21 protein-coding genes and 1 pseudogene are annotated in these 23,229 nt (G+C 66.0%); 8 read left to right on the top strand and 14 right to left on the bottom strand.

Annotation, left to right across the window (positions count from 1 at the left end):
- Nucleotides 1-2: 2 nt before the first annotated feature.
- The 6 genes from frr to rplM form a co-directional block, all read right to left on the bottom strand.
- Complete coding sequence (gene frr / locus J4G12_04675; protein ID MCE2455100.1) at nucleotides 3-560, bottom strand: ribosome recycling factor; 558 nt, start codon at nucleotides 558-560, stop codon at nucleotides 3-5.
- A gap of 112 nt (nucleotides 561-672) precedes the next feature.
- Nucleotides 673-1,407 carry a UMP kinase gene (locus J4G12_04670; GenBank protein ID MCE2455099.1) on the bottom strand — a complete coding sequence of 245 codons (735 nt, stop codon included), beginning with the start codon at nucleotides 1,405-1,407 and terminating at the stop codon, nucleotides 673-675.
- 7 nt (nucleotides 1,408-1,414) lie between these two features.
- Complete coding sequence (gene tsf / locus J4G12_04665; protein MCE2455098.1) at nucleotides 1,415-2,011, bottom strand: translation elongation factor Ts; 597 nt, start codon at nucleotides 2,009-2,011, stop codon at nucleotides 1,415-1,417.
- A gap of 12 nt (nucleotides 2,012-2,023) precedes the next feature.
- On the bottom strand, nucleotides 2,024-2,956 hold the full coding sequence (gene rpsB / locus J4G12_04660) for a 30S ribosomal protein S2 (GenBank protein MCE2455097.1): 933 nt from the start codon (nucleotides 2,954-2,956) through the stop codon (nucleotides 2,024-2,026).
- 79 nt (nucleotides 2,957-3,035) lie between these two features.
- Entirely contained in the window at nucleotides 3,036-3,413 is a 378-nt protein-coding gene (rpsI, locus tag J4G12_04655; protein MCE2455096.1) for a 30S ribosomal protein S9, read from the bottom strand.
- A 50-nt stretch (nucleotides 3,414-3,463) separates the two neighbouring features.
- Nucleotides 3,464-3,895, bottom strand: coding sequence for a 50S ribosomal protein L13 (rplM, locus tag J4G12_04650; protein MCE2455095.1), 432 nt, complete (start codon nucleotides 3,893-3,895; stop codon nucleotides 3,464-3,466).
- A 281-nt stretch (nucleotides 3,896-4,176) separates the two neighbouring features.
- Here rplM and J4G12_04645 point away from each other — a divergent pair, with 281 nt between their 5' ends.
- The 4 genes and pseudogenes from J4G12_04645 (at nucleotide 4,177) to J4G12_04630 (ending at nucleotide 8,289) form a co-directional block, all read left to right on the top strand.
- The gene (locus tag J4G12_04645; GenBank protein ID MCE2455094.1) at nucleotides 4,177-5,793 is read left to right on the top strand and encodes an amidohydrolase; all 1,617 of its coding nucleotides are present in this window, start codon (nucleotides 4,177-4,179) and stop codon (nucleotides 5,791-5,793) included.
- A complete protein-coding gene (locus tag J4G12_04640; GenBank protein MCE2455093.1) occupies nucleotides 5,790-6,329 on the top strand; it encodes a DUF3299 domain-containing protein in 540 nt (179 codons plus the stop codon). The genes J4G12_04645 and J4G12_04640 overlap by 4 nt, the downstream gene beginning before the upstream one ends.
- 36 nt (nucleotides 6,330-6,365) lie before the next feature.
- Nucleotides 6,366-7,046 (top strand): ABC transporter ATP-binding protein, encoded by a 681-nt coding sequence (locus tag J4G12_04635; protein MCE2455092.1) that lies wholly within the window; start codon nucleotides 6,366-6,368, stop codon nucleotides 7,044-7,046.
- Nucleotides 7,046-8,289, top strand: a pseudogene (locus J4G12_04630) (ABC transporter permease). Before J4G12_04635 ends, J4G12_04630 begins: the two are co-directional and overlap by 1 nt.
- Nucleotides 8,290-8,375: 86 nt before the next feature.
- On the opposite strand, the gene J4G12_04625 reads toward J4G12_04630, so the two are convergent.
- The 6 genes from J4G12_04625 to J4G12_04600 all read right to left on the bottom strand — a co-directional run bounded on the left by J4G12_04625 (nucleotide 8,376) and on the right by J4G12_04600 (nucleotide 14,298).
- On the bottom strand, nucleotides 8,376-9,731 hold the full coding sequence (locus J4G12_04625; GenBank protein MCE2455091.1) for a sigma-54-dependent Fis family transcriptional regulator: 1,356 nt from the start codon (nucleotides 9,729-9,731) through the stop codon (nucleotides 8,376-8,378).
- Nucleotides 9,732-9,806: 75 nt separating this feature from the next.
- A complete protein-coding gene (locus J4G12_04620; GenBank protein MCE2455090.1) occupies nucleotides 9,807-11,213 on the bottom strand; it encodes an NAD(P)(+) transhydrogenase (Re/Si-specific) subunit beta in 1,407 nt (468 codons plus the stop codon).
- Nucleotides 11,214-11,217: 4 nt separating this feature from the next.
- Nucleotides 11,218-11,496 (bottom strand): NAD(P) transhydrogenase subunit alpha, encoded by a 279-nt coding sequence (locus tag J4G12_04615; protein ID MCE2455089.1) that lies wholly within the window; start codon nucleotides 11,494-11,496, stop codon nucleotides 11,218-11,220.
- On the bottom strand, nucleotides 11,493-12,677 hold the full coding sequence (locus tag J4G12_04610) for an NAD(P) transhydrogenase subunit alpha (GenBank protein MCE2455088.1): 1,185 nt from the start codon (nucleotides 12,675-12,677) through the stop codon (nucleotides 11,493-11,495). Before J4G12_04610 ends, J4G12_04615 begins: the two co-directional genes overlap by 4 nt.
- A gap of 192 nt (nucleotides 12,678-12,869) precedes the next feature.
- Nucleotides 12,870-13,973, bottom strand: coding sequence for a serine hydrolase (locus J4G12_04605; GenBank protein MCE2455087.1), 1,104 nt, complete (start codon nucleotides 13,971-13,973; stop codon nucleotides 12,870-12,872).
- A gap of 43 nt (nucleotides 13,974-14,016) precedes the next feature.
- Nucleotides 14,017-14,298: a hypothetical protein gene (locus J4G12_04600; protein ID MCE2455086.1), complete on the bottom strand. Its 282-nt coding sequence runs from the start codon at nucleotides 14,296-14,298 to the stop codon at nucleotides 14,017-14,019.
- Between the two features lie 328 nt (nucleotides 14,299-14,626).
- Between J4G12_04600 and J4G12_04595 the strand changes: the two genes are divergently transcribed.
- Nucleotides 14,627-16,198: a M28 family peptidase gene (locus J4G12_04595; protein MCE2455085.1), complete on the top strand. Its 1,572-nt coding sequence runs from the start codon at nucleotides 14,627-14,629 to the stop codon at nucleotides 16,196-16,198.
- 34 nt (nucleotides 16,199-16,232) lie between these two features.
- Nucleotides 16,233-17,063: a laccase domain-containing protein gene (locus J4G12_04590; GenBank protein ID MCE2455084.1), complete on the top strand. Its 831-nt coding sequence runs from the start codon at nucleotides 16,233-16,235 to the stop codon at nucleotides 17,061-17,063.
- A 321-nt stretch (nucleotides 17,064-17,384) separates the two neighbouring features.
- Here J4G12_04590 and J4G12_04585 read toward each other — a convergent pair whose 3' ends face one another.
- The gene (locus J4G12_04585; protein ID MCE2455083.1) at nucleotides 17,385-18,305 is read right to left on the bottom strand and encodes a hypothetical protein; all 921 of its coding nucleotides are present in this window, start codon (nucleotides 18,303-18,305) and stop codon (nucleotides 17,385-17,387) included.
- A gap of 541 nt (nucleotides 18,306-18,846) precedes the next feature.
- Here J4G12_04585 and J4G12_04580 point away from each other — a divergent pair.
- Both J4G12_04580 and J4G12_04575 read left to right on the top strand, forming a co-directional pair.
- Nucleotides 18,847-19,107 carry a hypothetical protein gene (locus tag J4G12_04580; GenBank protein ID MCE2455082.1) on the top strand — a complete coding sequence of 87 codons (261 nt, stop codon included), beginning with the start codon at nucleotides 18,847-18,849 and terminating at the stop codon, nucleotides 19,105-19,107.
- Nucleotides 19,108-19,120: 13 nt separating this feature from the next.
- Nucleotides 19,121-20,845 carry a D-aminoacylase gene (locus J4G12_04575; protein ID MCE2455081.1) on the top strand — a complete coding sequence of 575 codons (1,725 nt, stop codon included), beginning with the start codon at nucleotides 19,121-19,123 and terminating at the stop codon, nucleotides 20,843-20,845.
- Here J4G12_04575 and J4G12_04570 read toward each other — a convergent pair.
- Nucleotides 20,826-23,159 carry a carbohydrate binding family 9 domain-containing protein gene (locus J4G12_04570; GenBank protein MCE2455080.1) on the bottom strand — a complete coding sequence of 778 codons (2,334 nt, stop codon included), beginning with the start codon at nucleotides 23,157-23,159 and terminating at the stop codon, nucleotides 20,826-20,828. The genes J4G12_04575 and J4G12_04570 overlap by 20 nt on opposite strands.
- Nucleotides 23,160-23,229 lie beyond the last annotated feature (70 nt).

Genomic DNA, 23,229 nt, shown 5'->3' with positions numbered 1-23,229 from the left:
GCCTATATGGCCATCACCTCCGCTTCCTTCAACTTGAGCATCTCGTCGACCTTGCCCGCATACTCCCTCGTCAGATCGTCAAGCGTCTGCTGGGCGCGGCGGCCTTCGTCCTCGCCGATCTCGTGCTCCTTGAGCAGGGCGCCGACAAAATCGCGGCCCGCCTTTCGGGCCTGGCGCAGGGAAATCCTTCCGTCCTCGGCCATGCGATGCAGCACGCGGGCGTACTCGCGGCGGCGTTCCTCGGTGAGCGGCGGGATGGGGACCCGAATGACGACACCGTCGTTGGCGGGGTTCAGACCGAGGTCGGACATCTGGATGGCCTTCGCGATCTCATCGATCACGGACTTGTCGAAGGGTTGGACGACGAGCAAGGTCGCGTCGGGAGCCGTGACCGTGCCGAGCTGCGACAGGGGCATCAGCGAGCCGTAGGCCTCGACCCGCACCTGATCCAGAAGAGACGGAGCGGCCTTGCCGGTGCGGACGGAGGTGAACTCCCGCTTGAGCGCGATGAGCGCGGACTCCATGCGTTCGCGGGTCTCTTCGACAATCTCTTCGGTCATCGCAGCTTCTCCGTGGTCGCGCCGTCTCCTCGCCCAGCCATGCGCTCGTTTCCTCTTACTCCACAAGGGACCCGAAGGCTCCTGCGGAAGAGCGGGGGCAGCCGAGGCTTCGTCACGACATCAGACTTCCGACCCGTTCGCCTCGCACGGCGGCGGCCATCGCCCCCGGCACCTCCATGCTGAGCACGATCACGGGCAGGTCGTTCTCCTGGGAAAGGGCGATCGCGGCGGCGTCCATGACTCCCAGTCCGCGGGTGAACACCTCCCGAAAGCTGATCGCCGGGATGAACTCGGCATCCGGGTTCTTGACCGGGTCGTCACTGAAGATGCCGGGCACCTTGGTGGCCTTGATGATGACGTCGGACTCCATCTCTATCGCCCGGAGCGCCGCTGCGGTGTCGGTGGAGAAGTAGGGATTGCCCGTACCGGCGGCGAAGATCACCACCCTTCCCTTCTCCATGTGGCGCAGGGCTCGGCGCCGGATGTACGGCTCGGCGACCTCCTCCATGCGGATCGCGGTCATGACGCGGGTTTCCACGCCCTCGCGCTCCAGAAGATCCTGCAGAGCCAGCGCGTTGATCACGGTGGCGAGCATGCCCATGTAGTCGGCCTGCACCCGGTCCATCCCCTTCTGGGACGCGACCGCGCCGCGAACGATGTTGCCTCCGCCGATGACCACCGAGAGAGAAGCCCCGAGCGAGTGGATCTCCCTGATCTCGCGGACGAGGTTCGACACCGTTTCCGGATCGATACCGAAGCCGCCTTCGCCCGCCAACGCCTCGCCCGACAGCTTGACGAGGATCCGACCGTATCGAGGTGCGGGCGTTTCGGCGGACCGGCGATTCACCCCGGCTTCAGCTCCTCTCGCCTACCTTGATGCGCGCGAAACGCGCAACGGTGATCTTCTCGCCGATCTTCGCCGAGGTATCCCGGATTAGATCCCCGATGGTCCGGTCGGGGTCCTTGACGAAAGGCTGGGCCAGCAAGGTGTTCTCCTCGAAGAACTTCCGGAGCCTGCCCTCCACGATCCTCGGAGCGATCTTCTCCGGCTTGCCTTCCTTGCGGACACGTTCTTCGTTCACCGCCCGCTCCCGTTCGACCACCTCGGAGGGAATGTCGTCGGCGGAAATCGCGAGCGGCGCCATCGAGGCGATGTGCAGGGCGATATCCTTCGCAAGGCTCCTGAAGTCGTCGGTGTTGGCCACGAAATCGGTCTCGCAGTTGACCTCGACGATGACCGCCGTGCGATTGTCGAAGTGGACGTAGCTCCCGACGGTTCCCTCGTCAGCGGCCTTGTCCGCCCGCTTGGCGACCTTGGCCGCGCCCTTCGCCCGGAGCAGGTCCACGGCCCTCTCGAAGTCCCCCTCGGTCTCGGTCAGGGCGCGCTTGCAGTCCATCATGCCGGTTCCGGTGGCGTCCCGCAGACGCTTCACCTCTTTGGCAGAGATCATTTCAAGGCCTCCTCAGCCCTTGGTCGTCGAACCCTTTGGATCGGTCTTCTTCGCGTTCCGTCCCCGGCCGCCGGCCGCCGGGGCTTCCGCTCCACCCCTCCCGCCAGTCTTCGGTCCACCGCCGCGCTGTCCGAGCAGACCGGGCTTGGGCCGCCGACGCCGACGCCGCCTCGGTTGGGGACCGTCGCGCTCCTTGCGCTCTCCGGTCTCGGTGGAATAGGTGGTCGCCGCGTGGCGATCGGCCTTCCTCTTCTCGGCCGGGACCTCGCTCATGGCCTTCTCGACCTCGTCCGCGATCCGACCGGCCAGAAGGCCTACCGAACGGATGGCGTCGTCGTTGCCGGGAATGGGGTAGTCCACGAGCCCGGGATCGGCGTTGGTGTCGGTGATCGCGATGATCGGGATGCCCAGCTTGCGCGCCTCGGTGACGGCGATCATCTCGCGCTGCGCGTCCACCACGAAGAGCGCACCTGGCAGGCGACCCATCTCCTTCACGCCGGCCAGGTGCTTCTCCAGCTTGACGCGTTCGCGGTCGAGCATCAGCCGTTCCTTCTTCGTGTAGAACTCGTAGCGGTTCTCGGCCTGACCCCGTTCGAGCTCGGCGAGCCTGCGAATCTGAAGGCTGATGGTGCGGAAATTGGTGAGCATGCCGCCGAGCCAGCGCTCGGTGACGTAGAACGAGCCGGAGCGCTTCGCCTCGACCTCGATGTTCTGGCGCAATTGCCGCTTGGTGCAGACGAAGAGAATGCGCTCACCCTGAAGGACGACTTCGCGAACGGCCCGGCACGCCTCCTCCAGACGGGTGAGAGTCTTGCGCAGGTCGATGATGTGGATGCCGTTCCGTTCTCCGAAGATGAACGGCTTCATCTTGGGATTCCATCTTCTGCGCTGGTGCCCGAAATGCACTCCGGCCTCGAGCATCTCCTTTAGTCCTACCTGGGACATCTCTTCCCTCCGTGGGGCCGATATACGCCCCGGTCAAAATATGGGCGTCGCCGCGAGGACGAGCCCGGGGTTCGGCTTCCTATCTCTTCGAGAACTGGAAGCGCTTGCGCGCCTTCGGGCGGCCGGGCTTCTTGCGCTCGACCTTGCGCGGATCGCGGGTCAGCATTCCGTTCTGGCGCAGGCTCGGTCTGAGCTCCTCGTCGTGAGAGACCAGAGCGCGGGCGAGCCCCAGACGTACAGCGTCGGACTGACCCGTGACCCCGCCTCCAGAGACCCGGACCCGAACGTCGAAACGGCCCTCGGTCTCGGTCACCTGGAAGGGCTCCTCGATGCGGAGCCGGTGGGTTTCGCGCGGGAAGTATTCCGCGAGCGATCTGCCGTTCACGCTCCAGGCGCCGTTACCGGGCCGGAGCAGGACGCGGGCCACCGAGGTCTTTCTGCGCCCGACGGTCTGAATCCGGTCTTCGGTGGCGTCGTCACCGAGACTCGACAACACGCTCGTTACCACTACTTGATCTCCATGGGTTCCGGGCTCTGGCTCCGGTGGGGGTGTTCGGGCCCTGAGTATACCTTGAGCTTCTTTCGCATGGTGCGCCCGAGGGCGTTCTTGGGCAGCATCCCCTTGACCGCGAGCTGGATCACCCTCTCGGGGTGACGGGCGATCATGGTGCGGAAGGGAATGTGCCGCTCGCTCCCCATGTAGCCCGAGTGACGGAAGTAGGTCTTCTGCTCCGCCTTTCGTCCGGTAAGCGTCACCCTTTCGGCGTTCACCACCACGACGTGGTCGCCGACGTCTAGGTGCGGCGTGTAGCTGGGCTTGTGCTTGCCGCGGAGCACCGTCGCGATGCGGGTCGCCAGGCGGCCGAGGGGCTCGCCTTCCGCGTCCACCAGCCACCAGCGCCGGTCTATTTCGGAAGCTTTGGGGGTGTAGGTCTTCATTTATCGGCCTCGCCGCGCGGCCTCGTGAGGCTGCGGCATCGCATGTTCGGTAAATGGACAGCCTGCAAATCTATCGGAGAGCGCGGATGGGGTCAATAGCGGTGGCTGTGAGGTCCGGACCGTCGGGACATCCGGCTTCTCTTCTCCGTCGTACGAGCCTGTAATCTCGAGATCGCAAGGCCGTGTCGGGAGGCGGCCACTCACGCCCTCCCACTTCCCCGCGCCCGTCACCGCCCTTATTATACACTTCGACCCCAAGTTCCCTGAAACCCGCGCACTCCATGCCCAGCCGATCAACCTCCGCAGCGCTCGTCGCGCTCCTCGCCGCGACGGCTTCCGCACCCTTTGCCCTGCCCGCTCAGAGTCTCAGCGACGAAGAGCTCGCCCCCCTCGTGGAAAGGGTGGAGGCAGGCGTGCTCGAGCGCGCCAAGCTCGCCCAGGTCATGGTCGACAAGATCTTCTCCTTTTCCGAGCTCGGTCAGCAGGAGATCGAGACCTCGGCCTACATCACCGGCATCCTCGAGGAAAACGGTTTCACCATCGACCGCGGAGCCGCTAACATCCCGACGGCCTGGTTCGCGCGCTGGGGGAGCGGCAGCCCGGTGATCTCGTTCGGTTCCGACATCGACGGCATCCCGAAAGCCAACCAGAAGCCGGGCGTGGCCTATCACGACCCGCTGGTTCCGGGCGCTCCGGGGCACGGCGAAGGCCATAACTCCGGCCAGGCGGTGAACGTCGTTGCCGCGCTCGCGCTCAAGGACGTGATGGAGGCCGAAGGAATCCAGGGCACCCTCGTTCTCTGGCCCGGGGTCGCCGAGGAGCAGCTCGGCTCGAAGGCCTGGTACGTGCGCGACGGCTACCTGGAAGACATCGACGTCACCCTCTTCACCCACGTGAGCAGCAACCTCTCGGTGAGCTGGGGCCAGGGCGGCGGCACCGGGCTCGTCTCGGTGGAATTCTCCTTCGAGGGTGAAGCGGCCCACGGCGCGGGGGCCCCCTGGCGGGGTCGGAGCGCGCTGGACGCCGTCGAGCTCATGAACGTGGCCTGGAACTTCCGCCGCGAGCACCTCCGGCCCGATCAGCGCTCGCACTACGTGATCAACGACGGCGGCGACCAGCCCAACGTGGTGCCGTCGCGCGCCTCGGTCTGGTACTTCATCCGCGAGATGGACTACGAGGACATAAAGCGCAACTTCGAGACCGCGATCCGCATCGCCGAGGGCGCGGCCCTGATGACCGACACCGAGATGTCCTACCGCGTGCTGGGAGCGGCATGGCCCCGGCACTTCAACAAGGTGGTGGCCGAGACCATGCACAAGCACATCGAGGATGTCGGGCTGCCCGAGTGGACCGAGGACGACCACGCCTTCGCGAGCGCGGTCCAGCAGTCGGTGGGAAGCGTGCCGTCGGGGATGCCGAGCTCCCTCTCGCCGCTGGGCACGCCCGGACCGCGAAGGAGCGGCGGATCCGACGACATCGGCGACATCTCGTGGAACGTCCCGACCATCACCCTGCGCTTTCCGTCGAACGTGCCGGGGCTGCCCGGCCACCACTGGTCGAGCGCGATGGCGATGGCCACACCGATAGCGCACAAGGGAGCGGTGGCCGGCGCCCGGGTCATGGCCCGCACCGCCCTCCAGCTCTTCGCCCAGCCCGAGCTCGTCGACCAGGCCTGGACCTACTTCCGCGAGGAACAGTCGGTCGGGATGGAATACGTTCCCTTCATCGGACCCGACGATCCGCCGCCCACCCACCTCAACAAGGAGATCATGGACGCCTACCGTCCGCTCCTCAAGCAGTACTACTACGACGAGACCCGTTTCGCGACCTATCTCGAACAGTTGGGTATAACCTACCCGACGCTCGAGCGTCAGATCTCCGACCGCGACGGCAGTTGAACCTCCTGGAAAGAACCTCCAACCACGCCATCCTTAAGATGATCTATCGAAGCCAGCTTCACGGATCCGTCACCCTTCTCGCGACGGTCGCTATCCTCGGCGGCGGCAACCCTCCCGTCGCCGGCGTCGGCCTGGCGGTCGCCGATCCGGACGATGCGGCGGTCGCCGATACCGCCGAGGTCACCTGGCTCCTCCTGGCCGAGCTCAACTACCGCACGGGCGAGAAGAGCGAGGAGCTCGCGGCCCTCGACGGGAAGCTGGTCAAGGTGCCGGGTTTCACGGTGCCGCTCGAAGACTTCGCTTCGTCGGCCACCGAGTTCCTGCTCGTGCCCTACGTAGGCGCCTGCATCCACGTTCCGCCGCCCCCTCCCAACCAGCTCGTCTACATCGAGATGGACGAAGGCAAGCGCGCGAAAATGGACGGATGGAATCCGGTCTGGGTCGAGGGCGTGCTCTCGATCGAGATGACGGAGAGCGTCTACGGCGACGTGGGTTTCTCGATTTCGGGCCACCGCGTCTATCCTTACCTGAACTAGCGGTCCGGGCTCCCGGTTTCCGAACACCTCGAGCGGATGAAACACGCGATCGACCTCGCAGGCCTGCGTTTCCGCTACGGGCGCGGTCCGTGGGTGCTCGACATCCGCCGGCTCGCTCTCGCCAAGGGGAGCAGGGCGTTTCTCTACGGTCCGAGCGGCAGCGGCAAGACCACCTTGCTCGGCGTTCTGGCCGGCGTCCTGGTTCCCCAGGAGGGTCGTGTCGAGGTGCTTGGAAGGGATCTCGGTTCGTTTTCGAGTTCGAAGCGCGACGAGTTCAGGGCCGAGCACGTGGGATACGTTTTCCAACTGTTCAACCTGATACCCTATCTATCGGTGGTCGACAACATCGCGCTACCCGCGCGCATGAATCCCGCTCGCAGGATCCGTCTCGACGCAGGGGTCCGTGAGACCGCCACCCGACTCGCGGAACAGCTCCAGATCGGCGATCTTCTGAAGAAGCGGGTCACCGATCTTTCGGTCGGCCAGCAGCAGCGGGTGGCCGCCTGCAGGGCGTTGATCGGATCGCCGGAGCTCGTCATAGCCGACGAACCCACCTCCTCGCTCGACTTCGACCGCCGAGAGGCGTTCCTGAAGCTCCTCTTCGCCGAGTGCGAGCGCGCCGGGTCCACTCTCGTCTTCGTCAGCCACGACCGCACGCTGGAGAAGATGTTCGGCGAACGCATCTCCCTCTCCGAAATCAACGGCGCGGCGTCCTGATGCTCTCGCTCGATCTCGCCCTCAAGTCGCTCCGCAACCGGGCCTTCAGCACCTCGCTGACGGTGGGGTCGATAGCCCTGAGCGTGGCGCTCCTGATAGGGGTCGAGAACGTCCGCGTGGGAGTGCGCGAAAGCTTCTCCAACACGATCAGCCAGACCGATCTCATCGTGGGTCCCAAGGGCGGAACCACCCAGCTCCTGCTCTACTCGGTCTTCGGGATGGGTTCGCCCACGGCCAATCTTTCCTGGGACACCTACCGATACTGGTCGGAGCACCCCGCGATCGAGTGGACCATCCCCTACGGGCTCGGCGACAGCCACCGCGGCTTCCGGGTAATCGGCACCGACGAGAACTTCTACCGCCGCTACAGCTATCGCGGAGGGCAGAGCATCGTGGTGGTCCAGGGAAGAGCTGGCTCGGAGGTGTTCGACGTCACTCTCGGTTCGGACGTGGCCGCCGAACTCGGATACGGGCTCGGCGACCAGGTGGCGGTCACGCACGGCATCGGCGAGATAGGGTTCATCAACCACGATCAGATGCCGTTCACCGTCGTCGGCATCCTCGAAAAAACCTTCACCCCCGTGGACCGCGCCGTCTACGTGACCATGGAGGGGCTGGAGGCCATCCACTACGGATGGGAACAGGGTGCGCCGCCCATGCCGGGCGAGGCGAGGAGCCCGGAGGAGATCTTGGCCATGCCGGAGATCGAAGTCACTCAGGTGACCGCGTTCTTCGTGGGCGCCACCAATCGCAGGGACGTGCTCAGGCTCCAGCGCGACATCGGCGCCTACGAGGAGGAACCGATGATGGCGGTGATTCCCGGGGTCGTCCTGAACGAGATGTGGAGGGGGCTCGGCTATCTCCAGACCGGGCTGCGTCTGGTTTCGATTTTCGTGGTGCTGGTGGGGCTGCTGGGCATGCTGGTCTCGCTGTACACTTCGTTGAACGAGCGTCGCCGCGAGATGGCGATCCTGCGCGCGGTCGGGGCCGGACCGGGGCGGATCGTCACCCTGCTGGTGATAGAGTCGCTGCGGCCGGCCTCGGATTGGTGTACGCCGTACTCGCCGTCGGTCAACCGATCATCGAAGCTCGGACAGGCATGTTCATCCCGATCCGTCCGCCGGGGACCGTCGAGTGGATCTTTCTGGGCGCGGTGGTGGCGGCGGGTTTTCTGATGGGTTTCGTGCCTGCGCTCAAGGCCTACCGCACAGCGCTCCACGACGGACTCGCCGTCCGGGTGTAGCCGACCCGCGCCCGTGGAGCGCCCTCGAGCGCAGCGTCCGGCGCGGATGCGGCGGCGTGCCGCCGTCGGTGGCCTGGTCCAGGCAGCTAACCCTCGCGACTTAGACCGTGGCGCTCGATCTTCTTGTAGAGGTTCGATCGCTGCATGTCGAGCGCCCGTGCAGTCTCGGCAACGTTCCATCCATGCACCCGGAGCTTCCCCACCAGGAAAGCCCGTTCCGAGACCTCCTTGAATTCGGCAAGAGTCTCGGCCTCGAGGAAGAAGTCGGTCTCCGCTCCCCGGGCCCCTTCCGACGCCCACAGCCGCACGTCCGCCGCGGTCACCCGGTCTCCAGGAGCCAAGATGAGCAGGCGTTCCACGGTGTTCCGGAGCTGACGCACGTTACCGGGCCAGGGCATGCCCGTCAGGATTTCGACGGCCTTTTCCGTGAACCTGAGCCGCCTCCGTCCTTCGTCCGCCATGCTTTCGGCGAAGTGCGCGACCAGCATGGGAATGTCCTCGCGCCGTTCCCCGAGAGTGGGGACCTTGACCGGAACCACGTTGAGCCGGTAGTAGAGGTCTTCCCGGAAATGCCCTTCCCGGATGGCGGTTCCAAGATCGCGGTTGGTCGCCGTGAGCACGCGCACGTCCACTTTTCGCTTCCTGGTGCCCCCGACGGGAGTCACTTCGCCCTCCTGGAGCGCGCGCAGCACCTTCGCCTGGGCATCGAGCGACATGTCTCCGACCTCGTCGAGGAAGAGCGTGCCGCCGTCCGCCTGGACGAATTTGCCTGTCGCGCTGGCGATGGCGCCGGTGAACGATCCCTTGACGTGGCCGAAGAGGGTCGACTCGATCAGCTCCGACGGAATCGCCGCGCAATTCACCTCGATGAACGGACCGCGGGCGCGCTTGGAACGTCTATGCACTGCGCGCGCCACCAGCTCCTTGCCGGTGCCGTTTTCGCCCGTTATCAGAACGCGAGCGTTCGTGGGCGAAACGCGTTCGATCACATCGAGGATCGTCCTCAAGGCCGGTGAATTGCCAACGATGCGGTAGCGGCTCTCGAAGTCGCCCCGCATGCGCGCGACCTTTTCCTGGAGTCCCCTTACTTCGAGCGCGTTCCGAATCGTCAGCAGAAGACGATCAGTGTCGAGCGGTTTCTCGAGGAAATCCCGGGCCCCCGCTCGTATCGCCTCCATCGCGGTGTCGATGGTGCCGTGCCCCGAGATCATCACCACGGCGGCGTCGGGGTCCCAGACCCGCAAGTCGGCGAGCACCTCTAGGCCGTCGGCGCCCGGCATCTTGACGTCGAGAAAGATGAGGTCGGGCAGGAAATCCGTGGCGAGCTCCAGCCCTTCCTTGCCGTCTGCGGCGGTACGGACCTCGTGCCCTTCGTACTCGAGGACTTGGGCCAAAGCGGAACGTATGCCCTGCTCGTCGTCAACTATGAGTATGCGTGCCACCGCTCCTCCAGCGTCGTCCGGGCCGTATTCCCGGGTCGACTCGCGTCGTTTCGCCTCGTCAGGGGTCGCCGAGGATCAGGCGAGTTCGCGGACCTCCTTCACGAGCTCCGCCATCTGTTCCTTGGCGTCGCCGAAGAACATGAGGGTGTTCTCCATATAGAAGAGCTCGTTGTCGATTCCGGCAAATCCGGGTGAGAGCGACCGCTTCATCACAATGACGCGATTCGCTCGGTCCACATCCAGGATGGGCATGCCCGCAATAATCGAGCCGGGATCGTGCGCCGCCGGGTTGACGACGTCGTTCGCCCCGACCACGAGCACGGCGTCGGTGGAAGAGAAGTCGTCGTTGATCTCGTCCAGGTCGAAGAGCTGATCGTAGCTCACGTCAGCCTCCGCCAGCAGGACGTTCATATGACCCGGCATACGCCCCGCGACCGGGTGGATGGCGTAGCGAACGTCGACGCCGCGATCCGCGAGCATGTCGCCGATCTTCCGCAGTTCGTGCTGCGCCTGGGCCACGGCGAGTCCATATCCCGGCACCACCACCACCGAGTTCACGTAGCCGATTTCGGCCGCCACCGAGGCGGCATCCGTCGAACGCACCGGACGCTTGCCGATCTGTGACCGGTCAACGCCCGCGCTTCCCCCGAAGGCCCCGAAGGCGACGTTGGCGAGCGAGCGGTTCATCCCTTTGCACATGAGCTGGGTGAGGATGAGACCGGAGGCCCCGACCAGCGCTCCCGAAATGATGAGCACCATGTTGCCGATCACGAATCCGGCCGCGCTCGCCGCCAGACCGGAGTAGGAGTTCAGCAGCGAGATGACCACCGGCATGTCCGCGCCGCCGATCGGGATCACGAGAAGGATGCCGAGTGCGAGCGCGAGGCCGCAGAAGATCCAGAAGACGGCCAAGGGATCGAGAGCCGCGATGGAATAGAGGCCCAGAGCCCCCGCGGCGGCGGTGATCACCAGAACGAACAGGGCCGCGTTGACGACGTTCTGACCGGGGAAGGTGATCGGATTTCCGGTCATCAGCCCTTGCAGCTTGGAAAATGCGATGAACGATCCCGAGAAGGTGACGCCGCCGATCAGGGTTCCCAACAGCATCGTGACGCCTGCGGTTTCCGCGCCCACCGATCCCGTTTCCGACTGCCTGAGAAACTCCGCCACCGCCACTAGCGCGGAAGCCGCGCCTCCGAAGCCGTTGAAGGCACCGACGAGCTGCGGCATCGAGGTGAGCGCGACCGAGCGCGCGAAGAAGGCGCCGAGCGCGCCACCGGCCGCGATGCCCACCGCTATCCACGTCCACGACAGGACGTCCCGGCTGACCATGGTGACGACGATGGCGAGGAACATGGCCAGAGCGGCGAGTCCGTTGCCGCTTCTGGCCGTCGCCGGCGACTGGAGACGCCTGAGCCCGAAGAGGAAGAGGGTGGCCGAGAGCAGATAGAGGAGCTCGGCATAGAGCGGAAGGTCGTACATGGCCCTACCTCTTCCGGAACTTGGAGAGCATCCGGTCCGTGACCATGAAGCCGCCGACGACGTTGACGGTGGCCATGGCGATGGCGAGCGTGCCGACGACTATCTGCGTCGTGCCCTCCGCAAGCGAGGCGACCGTGAGCGCGCCTACCACGGCGATGCCCGAAATGGCGTTGGCCCCCGACATGAGGGGCGTGTGCAGGGTCGGCGGCACCTTGGTGATGACCTCCCGGCCGAGGAGCGCCGCGAGGATGAAGACGTAGAGGCCGATCATGAGCGGGGTCATCGGATCTCAGCCTGGCTGGAGGAGAGGGACCGCCCGGATCTTGGATCGTTCCGGGCGAAAACCGCCGCGCGCACCCGGTCGTCGGCTATCTCGCCGTCGCGGGTCAGGGTTGCAGGCCCCAGCACGTCGTTGTCGGGATCGATCGCCAGAACGCCGTGTTCTCCGATCATCTCGCCGACGAGCGCGACGATGTTCCGGGAGTACATCGAGCTGGCATGGACGGGGAGGGTCGCGGGAAGGTTGTCGGGTGCGATTACGGTGACCCCCGACTCGACGACGATCTCGCCGTTGCGCGCGGCTTCGCAATTGCCGCCATCCTCCCCTGCGAGATCGACCACGACCGATCCGTCCGCCATGGAGTCGAGCATGGCGCGAGTCACCAGCACCGGCGCCGGACGCCCGGGAATCTGCGCGGTGGTCACCACCACGTCGGACTTGTCGATGGCCGAGGCGATGAGGGCCAGCTCCTTGTCGTGCTGATCCTCGGTGAGCTCGGCCGCGTATCCGCCCTCGCCCTCGGCGGCAACCTCCTCTTCCGATTCCAGGAAGGAGGCGCCCAGGCTCTCGACCTGCTCCTTCACCCCCGGTCGCACGTCGAAAGCCTTTACGACCGCGCCGAGACGACGCAAAGTGGCGATGGCCTGGAGGCCGGCCACGCCGGCGCCGAGCACTAGAGCGCTTGCCGGGCGGATGGTGCCCGCCGCCGTCGTGAACATGGGCAGGAACTTCGGCAGGTGGTGGGCCGCCAGCAGCGCGGCGCGGTAGCCGGCCACGGTCGCCTGCGAGGAAAGCGCGTCCATGGATTGCGCCCTGGTGACGCGGGGCACGAGTTCCATGGCGACGGCCGTCACCCCCCGACCCGCCAGAGACGCGGCCAGAGCGGGGTTGCCGAGCGGGTCGAGGAACGAAACGAGAATCGTCCCCGCCGAGAGGGCGTCCACGACCTCCGCCGAGGGCGGGTTGACCCCGAGTACGAGGTCCGCGCCGACCAGCGCTTCCGCTTGGTCCGCGACGAGCGCTCCGGCAGCCCGGTACTCCGCATCGGCGATGCCCGCCCCCATCCCGGCTCCCTTCGACACTCGCACCTCCAGCTCCTGCCGGACCAGGGTCCGCGCACCTTCGGGCACGAGTGCGGTTCTGCGCTCTCCGGAGCGGGTCTCCTTGAGGACGACGACCTTCATGCGCTGCTCCTTTGCTTCCCTGGAGGTTGTTGGGTCGCGGCCATGCCGTTCCCCGGAAAGGGCGAGTCGGTGCGGCCGGTGTTCGGGGCCGGAGGGTCGGTCACGCTCCCAAACTATCGGATGGCGCCCGTTTGCGAAACCGGGCTGGCCGATCGCGACGGGCGGCCGACCTAAGGGCGCGGGGCGTCCGGTCTACGAGAACGCCGGGATGAGGTTCTCGACGATCACGTCCATCGTGAGTCGCTCGTAGAGATCGGCCCCGCCGTCACGGCTTGCGCCGCGCCAGTCGTTCGTAGCCACCACGACGAGCCGAAGGTCGGGCGCGATGACCACGAACTGCCCGCCGTAACCCCAGGCGAAACTCATTGGCGTGGCGCCGCCCGGGACCGTCCACCAGAGATAGCCGTACGAGATGCCGCCCAGGGATCCCAGGGAAATTCGCCAGTCGAAGCGTGTGGCGAGCGAGGCGTCGACCCAGGACTTAGGCAGCACCTGCCGTTCGCCGCTGCGCCCGCCCTGGAGATAGAGCTGGCCGAAACGGGCAAGATCGCGGGCGCGTAGGTCGATTCCCGCGCCTCCGTTGTGTCCGTTGCCGATCGGTTCCCAGATGGCGTGTGCGACGCCGATGGGATCGAAGAGGGTTTCGTCGCCGAACTCCGGAAGCTCCGTTCCGGTGGCCTGCTCCAGGACCACGCCGAGCACGTGAACGGCGCCGGAGTTGTAGTTGTACAGCGACCCGGGTGTTGCCACCAGGGGACGCTCCAGCACGAAGCGCAGGTGATCCTCCGCACCCAGCCACTCGATGTAGGAGCCGAATCCGCCGGTCTCGTCCCATTCCAGACCGCTCGTCATGCTGAGGAGGTGACGGACGGTTATGGCCTGTTTCTCGGCGGCGAGTTCGGGCACGAGGGGAAGAAGATGCGGCCCCGTCGCTTCGTCGAGGCTCCCGATTTCCGTCCGGGCCAAGGCGATCCCGGTTAGCGCGGAGACCACGCTCTTCGTGACCGACCGGACATCGTGGAAGGCCTCCGGCCCCGCACCTCCGAAGTACTCTTCGACGACGAGCCGTCCATCCTTGACCACGAGAAGGCTCCGCAACCGATGGTTTGAGCGCGCACGGTCGATTCCGAGTTCGACCAGATCCTCCGAGCCGCCCGCCTCCCGAACCGTCGCGGTCTGCCACGGGCGCGAGAGATCGAGAATCCTGAGCGGCGGTTCGGGTTCGACGCTCGGTGTGGCGCACGCCGCCAGGCCGAAAATCGCGAGGGCCGGGAGCTGCCGGAGCGATCGCGTCACCGAATGAGCGCCACCGCGGCTCGCATGCGGTTCCGATCTGCCGCTAACTCTTCCCTCCCGACACTTCGATCGCCCCAAAGACCTCGCGGAGCATCTCGGCGTTGTAGCCGACCACGAGCTTGTCGCCGACTCTCATGCTCGGCGCCCGCAGCTTTCCGGTCCGACCGACGACGAGCGCGGTCAGTTCATCATCGGCGGGGCGGTCCGCGGAAGCGAGGTCCACTCTCGCGAACCGGCGTCCCTTCCCCACCAGGAGCTCGCCGATGCCGGCGAAGAGCCGAGGCGCCTCGTCGGCGAGGACGGGATCCCTGGCGGCGCTCCTCATCTCGGCGGTCTCGATCTCGTTCTGCGCAAGAAACTCCTGCGTAAGCTTGCAGCTCAGTCAGCCTGGGCGGTGGTAACGCCACTCGACCGTCCGGGTCATCGCTCGCTCCTGGTCCGGGGCATGAAGGGAGTGGCACGGTTTACCGCGCAAGACAGGCGTCGGACGCGACCGGGACTCCCATTTTTCTAATATAGCAGGGGTCAGCCCTCGAAAAGCTGCTTCGAATATCGCACCGACATCCACTCGGGACCCCGTGGTTTGAACATCGCGAAAGCTGCACGGTATGGAGTTCGGTCCAAGCGTCGTATTCCCCACACCGGTTTATCAAATGCTCAGACGCGCGCTGGCCACCGCAGCGGTGGCGGTCCCGCTCTTCAGCCAGGCGGGCTCTCACCTCGCCCCTCTCCACGGGCAGACCTTCCCCACCGACGACCCGGTAATCGCGGCGATGTGGGAGGAGGGCATGGGGGAGCGGAGCCAGGTGTTCGAGCTCGCTCAGGCTCTTCTCGACTCCATCGGTCCGCGCCTGATGGGCACCCCCGCCTACGACCGCTCCGCCGACTGGCTCATCGCGAACTACGGACGATGGGGAATCGACGCCGAACGGCAGGAATACGGCACCTGGAACGGTTGGGAACGAGGCATAACGCACATCGACATGCTCTCGCCCCGCGTGCGCTCCCTGGAGGGGACGATCCTCGCGTGGAGCCCCGGTACCGACGGACCGGTGGAGGCGGAGGTCGTCGCTCTGCCGCAGTTGAACTCCGCCGCCGACGCGGAGGCGTTCCTGGCCGAAGTGGACGGCAGGTTCGTGGCGGCGTCCTTCCCGGAACCGACCTGCAGGGAGGATCAGTCCTGGCTCGACCACGCGCTGCCGGAAAGCTTCGAGAGCATGAACGCCCGGAGAGAGGAGGAGCGCACCGCCTTCCGAGCCGGTCGATTCGCACTGGGACCGCGCTGGGGCGAACGCCTGGAGGCGGCCGGCGCATTGGGAGTGTTGACCGGCAACTGGTCGCGAGGATGGGGAGTCGACAAGATCTTCTCCACTTTCACTAACCGGGTCCCATCCGTGCACCTCTCCTGCGAGGACTACACCCTGGTCTATCGCCTGGCCTCCCACGACCAGGGAGTCCGCGTCCGTCTCGAAGCCGAGGCCGAATCTCTAGGTGAGGTGCCCGCATTCAACGTTGTCGCCCGCCTGCCCGGGACCGAGCTCCCCGACGAGTACGTCGTGCTCAGCGCTCACCTGGACTCGTGGGACGGGGCATCGGGCGCCACCGACAACGGTACCGGAACGATCATGATGCACGAGGCCATGCGAATCCTCGCCGAGACCTACCCTGACCCGCGGCGCACCATCCTGGCCGGGCACTGGGGCGGCGAGGAACAGGGACTCATCGGCTCCAACGCGTTCGCCGCCGACAATTCCGAGGTCGTGGACGGACTCCAGGCCGCATTCAACCAGGACAACGGCACCTGGCGCGTCGACTACGTCCGCATGCAGGGATTCCTGGGAGCCGGCGAGCACTTCGCGCGCTGGTTCGAGATCATGCCCCCCGAGATCACCGGTCACATCGAACTGGACGTTCCCGGAGTCCCCGAACGGGGCGGTTCTGATCACATGTCGTTCATCTGCAAGCCGGCTCCGGGGTTCCGGCTCCAGTCCAACTACCCCGACTACAGGCAGTACACGTGGCACACGAATCGGGACACCTTCGACAAGATCGTCTTCGACGACCTGAAGAACAACGCGACCCTGGCCGCGATGCTGGCGTACGCCGCTTCAGAAGACCCCGATCGTTTGAACGCGACTCCGCGCGCGCTGCCCACGAACCCGCGCACCGGCGAACCTGGAAGCTGGCCCCAGTGTCGGCCGCCGAGGCGTTCGGCGGGCGGGTAGCGCGACCCGCAGCCCGCCGGGGTTACGCGGCCCCGTGAACCTGGGGCGCTTTCGTCTGACCCCGGTAGCGGATTGGGATCACCTGGATTGGCTGCTGGCCGGCACGGTGCATCCGCGCACCGGCGAGGACCTGACGGCCCGTTCGGGGTTCGGAACCTTCACGGAAACCGACCGCGCCGCCGTCGACCGTAACTGGCTGGCGCTGTCAGCACACCTGGCCCGTCCAGTCGTGCTCGGGCGGCAGGTCCACGGCGCCGAAGTGCTGGCGCACCGAGCGGGCGTGGTCGCTTCAGGCGCGACCGACGGGAGCGACGGCGATGGAGCCGCCTCCCACGACGCGGCCGACCGCTCGCCGGCCCCGGGGCCGGAGCACGACGGCCTGCCCGGTCTTCGGGTCGCTCCCGACGCCGACGGCCACGCGACCGACCGTCGCGGACTCGTCCTCTCGGTGACCGTCGCCGACTGCGTTCCCGTCTACGTCGTCGATCCGGTCCGCCGGTCTGTCGCCATCCTGCACGCGGGGTGGAGGGGGGTGGCGGGCGGGGTGGCGGGGCGCGGGATCGCCGCCTTGGCCGAGGTATACGGAAGCCGCCCGCCCGACCTGCTCGCCCACCTGGGACCGGCCATCTGCGGCTCCTGCTACGAGGTCGGCCCCGAGGTGTTCGACGCGCTGGCTGAAGAGGCGCCGGACGCCCCTGCTCCCATCGACCTGCGCGGGGCACTGAGCCGCCGGCTGGTCGGGGCCGGCGTCGCAGAGCGGAACATCTCTGTCAGCCGCGAATGCACGCACTGCGGACCCGAGCCTTACTTCTCGCATCGGGCCGGCCATAGCGGCCGGAATCTGGCGGTGATAGGAGTGCGGTAAGGCCGTCAGGGCGACGCCAGGCGAGCCTCCGTTCGTTTCGTTGTCGATCAGTAACGTCGCGGGCCAAGGCAAGGCCTACCCCCAAGAGGGGCTGCCCCGGCAAGGCCCGCAACGGGTGCGGATTTGGAGAAGCCCGTCCCCGTCCGGGGTCGGTGGCCCCTCTATGAGGCTCCCATCGCCTCGGACTTCGCGCCGATCCGCCCTTCTAGCAGCCCGCAGCGAAACTCCCACGAGCGCCGAGAGCGGCGAAGCGCCTCGCCGGCAAGGCGCAACCGCCGTCAAGACGCCGACGATACGAAGCGCCCCTAGGCGGTGGCCCTTCTACCAAATGACATCACTTGACACCTCCACTACCTGGACCCCTTCGATTTCGCCTCCCCATACCAGTAGTTGGTAGGGATTGGAAGGGTCGAACCTTCCGTACGAATAAACCGGAAGGCTCCACGCGCCGAGCCGTTCGCCATCGCGACCGTACACCTCGATCGACCGTCCGGAGACTTCACGATCCGCCGTAAGAGCTAGGGCACCCAGCGTCAGTATCCGCGAATCGGGCAGGACCAGGAAGTCGTGCATGGAGACTATGTTGACACGCGGCAGACCATCCGTGATCTTGAACGCTTCGACGTGGAGCTGGGTGAGAACCGGCGGTACGCATCTCTGGACCGTCTTGCGGTAGCCCGCAACTCCCGGTGCCCAAACCGAGGATTGGGAAACTATGCCGAGGTGGACCCGTCCGCGCGGACCTATCCGCAGAATTCCCATCGGCGGCTGCCCACGCATGTCGGGAGATACCGAGAGGCCGAGGTCGTCCCAAGTCGCCAGCGCGCGCACCGAGTCGAGCTGGGGGAGCACCTCGAATATCCCACCTTCCGGGGTGCCGCCGGTAACCGTCAGACGCTCGCCATCGAAAACGGCGTGCTCAGGGAACCGCATATCAACCCTTCGCTCGTTTCCCGTCCCGTCCGCGTCCATCCACATGAAGGACGGAGGTCGTGAGTCGAACACGCCAATTCGACGGTCATCGGGAGCCATGGAGAAAAACGCCACCGGGTCACGGTATTCCAAGGGACCGTCGGCGCTCCGGCCCAGCCTGCGCACCTCGTTCAGTTGGTCGTCCACCTGAACAAGTTGTTCCTGGTATCGGTCGTAAACGAGCCAACCGGTCTCGATGCGTTCAGCTTTTTTGGGGTAGAGCTCGGCATTGTGGGCCTCCACCGAATAATTCAGCTCGATCCTAGGCATCTGGCAGGCTGTGAGAAGCTCCCGCTGATCGGCGGTTGGCGGAGGAAGCCCCGGAAGCGGAAACCTCACCCGCTCTTGAAGTACCGACGCCAAGCCTGCGGCACCAACCGGAGCACCGATCGCGGCGACGACTACGAGCAACGGGACGGCACACCGCACCACGCCCGAGAGCGACCGGGTCAGCTCATTTGGGGATGAGGTGAGTGTAAAGCTCATTTGTTGCTCCCGGGCGATAGGGCCGAGTAAAGTGTGGTGAAGGCTCCGAAGGTCATCGTGACCATTCGAATTGTGGCGAGGAAGATAACGTGTTGGCGCCGGGGTGGGAAGGCCGTCTTGGCCAACGGCAAACGAGCCTGAACCTGAGGGTTCCAGCGAGAGATGAGCCTGAAGGCCACGGGTCTTCCACGGGCTCGTCGAGGCGGTCGGACTGATCCGCCCGTCCCTCGCGCACGCGCGCCCGGGCAGCTCCTCTGGAGACCGCCGGGCGGATGTCGTAGATTGATCGGATGACCGAGCGATCTGCACGAAGACGACCCGGAAGTTGAAGACCGCCGAAGGAGAGGCCAGGCGCGCCTTGGCGCGGCTGCGCAGATCGGTGCTTAAGTCGGAACGGGAGCTCGAAGCGCTTCGGGACGCCCTGGAACATGCCGAAGGCGAAGATTTCCCCGCTGACGAGTACGAGCGGGTGCAGGGTCGTTTCGAGTCCGTGCACGACTGGTTGAACGCGGAGGAGATGCGGCTTCGAGCCAAGTTGCTTCGGGCCGGGGGACTCGAACCGGGAAGGATCGGAAGATCCCCTTGACCGAAGGCGACCTTTGAAGAGACGCGACTTCGTCGGCGCTATGACGACCTTGGCCGGCGGCGTCATCGGCTACGGCCCCGGGCTCGGCGGCGATCGCGCCGGATCGCCCCGCCCCCCATTCCCCGCCGTCCATGCCGGACGTGGCGAAATCGATCTCGTCGTCAGAGGCGGAACCGTCTTCGACGGCACAGGTGGACCGCCCTTGCTGGCCGACATCGGCATCGTGGGAGAACGAATAACCGTCGTCGGCGGAATCGCCCGGACAGCCGCCGCCGAAATCGACGCGACCGGCATGGCGGTGGCGCCCGGCTTCATCGACATCCACTCGCACGCCGACCTCTCGCTGCTGGTCAACCGGAACGCCGAGAGTCGCATTCGACAGGGAGTGACCCTGGAGGTGGTGGGGCAGGACGGAAGTTCGATCGGCCCCTGGTCCGACTCGACCTTCGAGGCCACCCGCGACCGCTATCGCCGGAACTTCGGCGTCGAGATCGACTTCCGAGATCCGGGAGGCTTCCTCGACCGTATCGACCGTGAACGCCCCGCGGTCTCGGTCGCGACCATGGTCGGTCACGGAACCCTGCGCGGCTTCGCGGTCGGGTATGCCGACCGCCCTGCGAGCACGGCCGAGATCGACCACATGCGCGAGCTCGCCCGTTCGACGCTCGTCGACGGAGCGGTCGGCATCTCCTCCGGCCTCGAGTACACCCCCGGGAGCTTCGCTTCGCGAGACGAACTGACCGCGCTGGCGGAGGTTCTCGCCGGCACCCCCTACCCCTTCGCCTCCCACATGCGCAACGAGGACGATCGTCTGCTGGCAGCCCTAGAAGAGGTGATCCACGTGGGACGCGCGGCCGGGGTCGCCGTCCAGATCTCGCACCTTAAGGCGCAGGGCGAACGAAACCACTGGAAAGCCGATGTCGCACTGGCCGCGATCGAGTCGGCTCGCCGGGACGGAATCGACGTCCATTTCGACCGTTATCCATACGTCGCCTACGCGACCGGGCTCTCCAACCTTTTTCCCGCAGAGGCGCGTGCCGGCGGCCGCGCCCGTTTCTTGGAACGCCTCGACGACCCCGATGAGGGTCCCCGTTGGGAGAGGGCCTGCCGCGACAAGATCGCGCTGCTGGGCTCCTGGGACGCCGTCCAGATTTCCGGCATCGGAGGGACCAACTCCTACGCCGGCGGCCGGCGTCTGGGCGAGCTCGCCCGGGAACGAGGCGAGGATCCGTACATTCTCACGGTCAGGCTACTGCGAGAGAGCGGCGAAGTCGGCATGATCGGCTTCGGAATGTCGGAGGAGAACACTGAAAGGATGCTCGCTCACCCGCTCGGGATGGTCTGTTCCGACGGAGGCGCCTACGCGCCCTACGGCGCCCTCTCCACCGGTTCACCGCATCCGAGGGGATACGGAAGCTTCCCTCGGGTTCTGGGCCGGTATGTCCGCGACCGGGGGATCATGGACCTGGCCGTCGCCGTCCACAAGATGACGGGCCTCCCGGCCGGGAAGCTCGCTCTCGCCGACCGCGGCGTCCTCCGCGAGGGAGCCTTCGCGGACGTGGTCGTCTTCGATCCCGACCGAGTGGCCGACCGAGCGACCTTCGAGACCCCGCACCGGTACCCCGAAGGAATCGCCGACGTGGTGGTGAACGGGACGCACACCATCGCCGGCGGCGAACATACCGGGCTGACCGGAGGACGCGCGATCAGGGGATCGGCTATCCGCCCAGGACGCTGAACTGCCGGGTGAACTTGATAATAAGCGAACGGGCGAGTGTGCCGCTTTCCACGAACCTGCCGCCGTCGGGATTGAGGCCGTCGGGGAAGTCGAAGCCCTGAACGTCGTTGAGGACGATGAAGAGACCGGTTCCTGCGGTGTTGAGCCAACCGAAGCGCAGGTTGGCGGACCAACTGTCGATCTGATTGCTGTACTGGACCAACGACTGCAAATAGACCTTGGGCGTGAAGAAGTACCCCAGGTTCATGCCCAGCAGGACCGTCTCGAAGTCTCCCTGCGGAAGGTCGACGTCATAGTAGTTGACCCGCCCCGAAGCGCTGAAGGTCGCGTTCGGTCGGAAGGTTACCGACCCGTTGCCTCCGCAGCGATCGCCGGTCAGGAAGCTTCCGCAGGTGATGCGCGAGGCGACTGAGAATCGGGCCGCCGGATTCGAGTTCATCACCAAAGCCGATTCCCAACCCTGGTAGTTTCCGACGGGAATCTCCACGTCGGTGCCCAGAATGGTGAAGGGTTTGTAGATGCCTTCCGTCGTGAAGTTGGCGCCGGTGTGAATCTGGGCGCCCGACCCCCACTCCCAGTGCGAGTCGATGTGCAGACGGGCCGACTCGACGAATCCGTGCTCGACCCCGGCCTTGCGGCTCCGGTAGGTGTAGTAGGAGACGTGCGGACGGATCTCGTAGAGCCACGAGGGATGGATCCGGCGCATCATGTAGCCTTGGTAGTAACGGTAGCCGGAGCGCGGTAGGAAGCCGACCTCGGGGTTGAAGCCCTCGCCTATTTCGCGGGCCTGCGCGGTGACCTGCCAGAGCCGGGAGTTCCAGGCCCCGGACAGGTCCCACGCGTATTCGTCCGCCAGGGGCTCCGAGTCGTCGGTCCGGGAGACGAAGCTGCTGAAGGTCAGAGCCTCGCCCACGCCCCACGAGACGTCCGCCGCGTAGGTGCGGTTGAAGTCGCCGTCCACACCCCTCCGGTTGACGAACAGACCGCCGACCCGCGATCGGTTGGGCAGCTCCTTGGCCACGCGGCCGACCGAGTAGCCGTGAGCGTCCTGGAGCCCCTCGGCGCCTCCGGTCTCGATGTGCAGCACTCCGACATTCAGTCCTTGAGTGCGGCCCGAGAGCCGAGCGCCGCCGCGGATGGGGACGGGCTGTCCGCTCGCGATCCCGATCCTTCGGCTGAAGAAGAGATCGGCCCCGCCCCCGCCGACCGAGAAGAATCCGGCGTTCTCCAGGAAGAAGGGGCGCTTCTCGGGAAAGTTCAGCGAGAAGCGGGTGAGGTTGAGCTGCTGGTCGTCGACCTCGACCTGCGCGAAGTCGGTGTTGTAGGTGGCGTCAAGCGTGAGCCCCTGGGTGAGCTGGAACTTCACCTCGCCCCCCACCTCACCCGCCTGCGAAAACGAAGACGACAGCGCGTAGTCGCGGTCGGTGGATCCGAGGAGGTAGGGCGTCACCGTGGCCAGCCGACGGAAGGGCGGACGGAGTCCGTCGAGATCGCCGGCGTAGTTGAGGCGGAAGAGGTTGAACTCGCGCGGCACCGGATTCCAGAACGACTCCTCGTTGAGCCTGCGAATGCGCCTGGAGACGTTGAAGCCCCAGGTCTCGTTGCCGCTGTTGTAGCGGAGCGTGGAGAAAGGGATGTGGAACTCGGCGTACCAGCCCTCCTCGTCGGTGGTCGTCGCCACCGTCCAACTTCCATCCCAGTTCTTGTTGAAGCCGCCGCCCGAGCCCGACTGGAAGCGTTGCCGGGTGTTGAAGCCGCCGCCTTGGAAACGGCCGCCGCCGCGCCCTTCGTTGGCCACCTGGCCGTCGTACTCGATCCCCGTGGGGGTGGTGCCGAACACGAAGCCGTTCTGGTCGTCGTTGTAGGTGTCGAACACGAATACGATGGCGTCGCTCTGGTTGACTTCGTAGTCGCGAATGCGTTCGCCGTAGGTGATGGCATCGGCCCTGCTGTCGAAGGCCCACACGCCTATGTAGATGGCTTCGTCGTCGAAGAGCACTCTCACTTCGGTGCGTTCGCTGGCCGGTTGACCGTCCGCAGGCACGCGCTGGGTGAAGCCGGTCATCGCCTCGGCCTGGAGCCAGACCTCGTCGTCGAGCCTTCCGTCGATGGTCGGCGCCTCCTCGATTTCGACCGCGACGGCGTTCTCGGGCGGAGCGGCTCCCTCGTCCCCGGACGCGACCGGACCGGACTCCTGGCCGGTCAGCGGAAAGGCGAGCGCGGCGAGTGCGAAGGTAGCTAAAGCGAGACGGTTCGCCGGGAGAGCCAGACCTCGACGTCCGGTGAGGGGGCTGAAGTGTGCGAGCAGATTCATACCAGGCGATCCAGTGAGGAACGTGAACGGGAATATAGCGAGACGAGGGTCCTTACTCCCGGCAGGGACC

Source organism: Gemmatimonadota bacterium (assembly GCA_021295815.1).
Classification (GTDB): Bacteria; Gemmatimonadota; Gemmatimonadetes; order Longimicrobiales; family Gaopeijiaceae; genus JAGWBQ01.
Note: the sequence above shows the minus strand (reverse complement) of the source record. Positions and strands in the feature narration are given on the sequence as shown.

Excerpts from the sequence above, each read along its gene's own strand:
- J4G12_04635 (MCE2455092.1), top strand. The coding sequence starts at position 6,366 with ATGAAACACGCGATCGACCTCGCAGGCCTGCGTTTCCGCTACGGGCGC.
- J4G12_04615 (MCE2455089.1), bottom strand. The coding sequence starts at position 11,496 with ATGACCCCGCTCATGATCGGCCTCTACGTCTTCATCCTCGCGGCGCTC.
- rplM (MCE2455095.1), bottom strand. The coding sequence starts at position 3,895 with ATGAAGACCTACACCCCCAAAGCTTCCGAAATAGACCGGCGCTGGTGG.
- J4G12_04620 (MCE2455090.1), bottom strand. The coding sequence starts at position 11,213 with ATGTACGACCTTCCGCTCTATGCCGAGCTCCTCTATCTGCTCTCGGCC.
- tsf (MCE2455098.1), bottom strand. The coding sequence starts at position 2,011 with ATGATCTCTGCCAAAGAGGTGAAGCGTCTGCGGGACGCCACCGGAACC.
- J4G12_04595 (MCE2455085.1), top strand. The coding sequence starts at position 14,627 with ATGCTCAGACGCGCGCTGGCCACCGCAGCGGTGGCGGTCCCGCTCTTC.
- rpsB (MCE2455097.1), bottom strand. The coding sequence starts at position 2,956 with ATGTCCCAGGTAGGACTAAAGGAGATGCTCGAGGCCGGAGTGCATTTC.
- J4G12_04610 (MCE2455088.1), bottom strand. The coding sequence starts at position 12,677 with ATGAAGGTCGTCGTCCTCAAGGAGACCCGCTCCGGAGAGCGCAGAACC.
- J4G12_04570 (MCE2455080.1), bottom strand. The coding sequence starts at position 23,159 with ATGAATCTGCTCGCACACTTCAGCCCCCTCACCGGACGTCGAGGTCTG.
- frr (MCE2455100.1), bottom strand. The coding sequence starts at position 560 with ATGACCGAAGAGATTGTCGAAGAGACCCGCGAACGCATGGAGTCCGCG.
- J4G12_04600 (MCE2455086.1), bottom strand. The coding sequence starts at position 14,298 with ATGAGGAGCGCCGCCAGGGATCCCGTCCTCGCCGACGAGGCGCCTCGG.
- J4G12_04645 (MCE2455094.1), top strand. The coding sequence starts at position 4,177 with ATGCCCAGCCGATCAACCTCCGCAGCGCTCGTCGCGCTCCTCGCCGCG.
- J4G12_04585 (MCE2455083.1), bottom strand. The coding sequence starts at position 18,305 with ATGCCTAGGATCGAGCTGAATTATTCGGTGGAGGCCCACAATGCCGAG.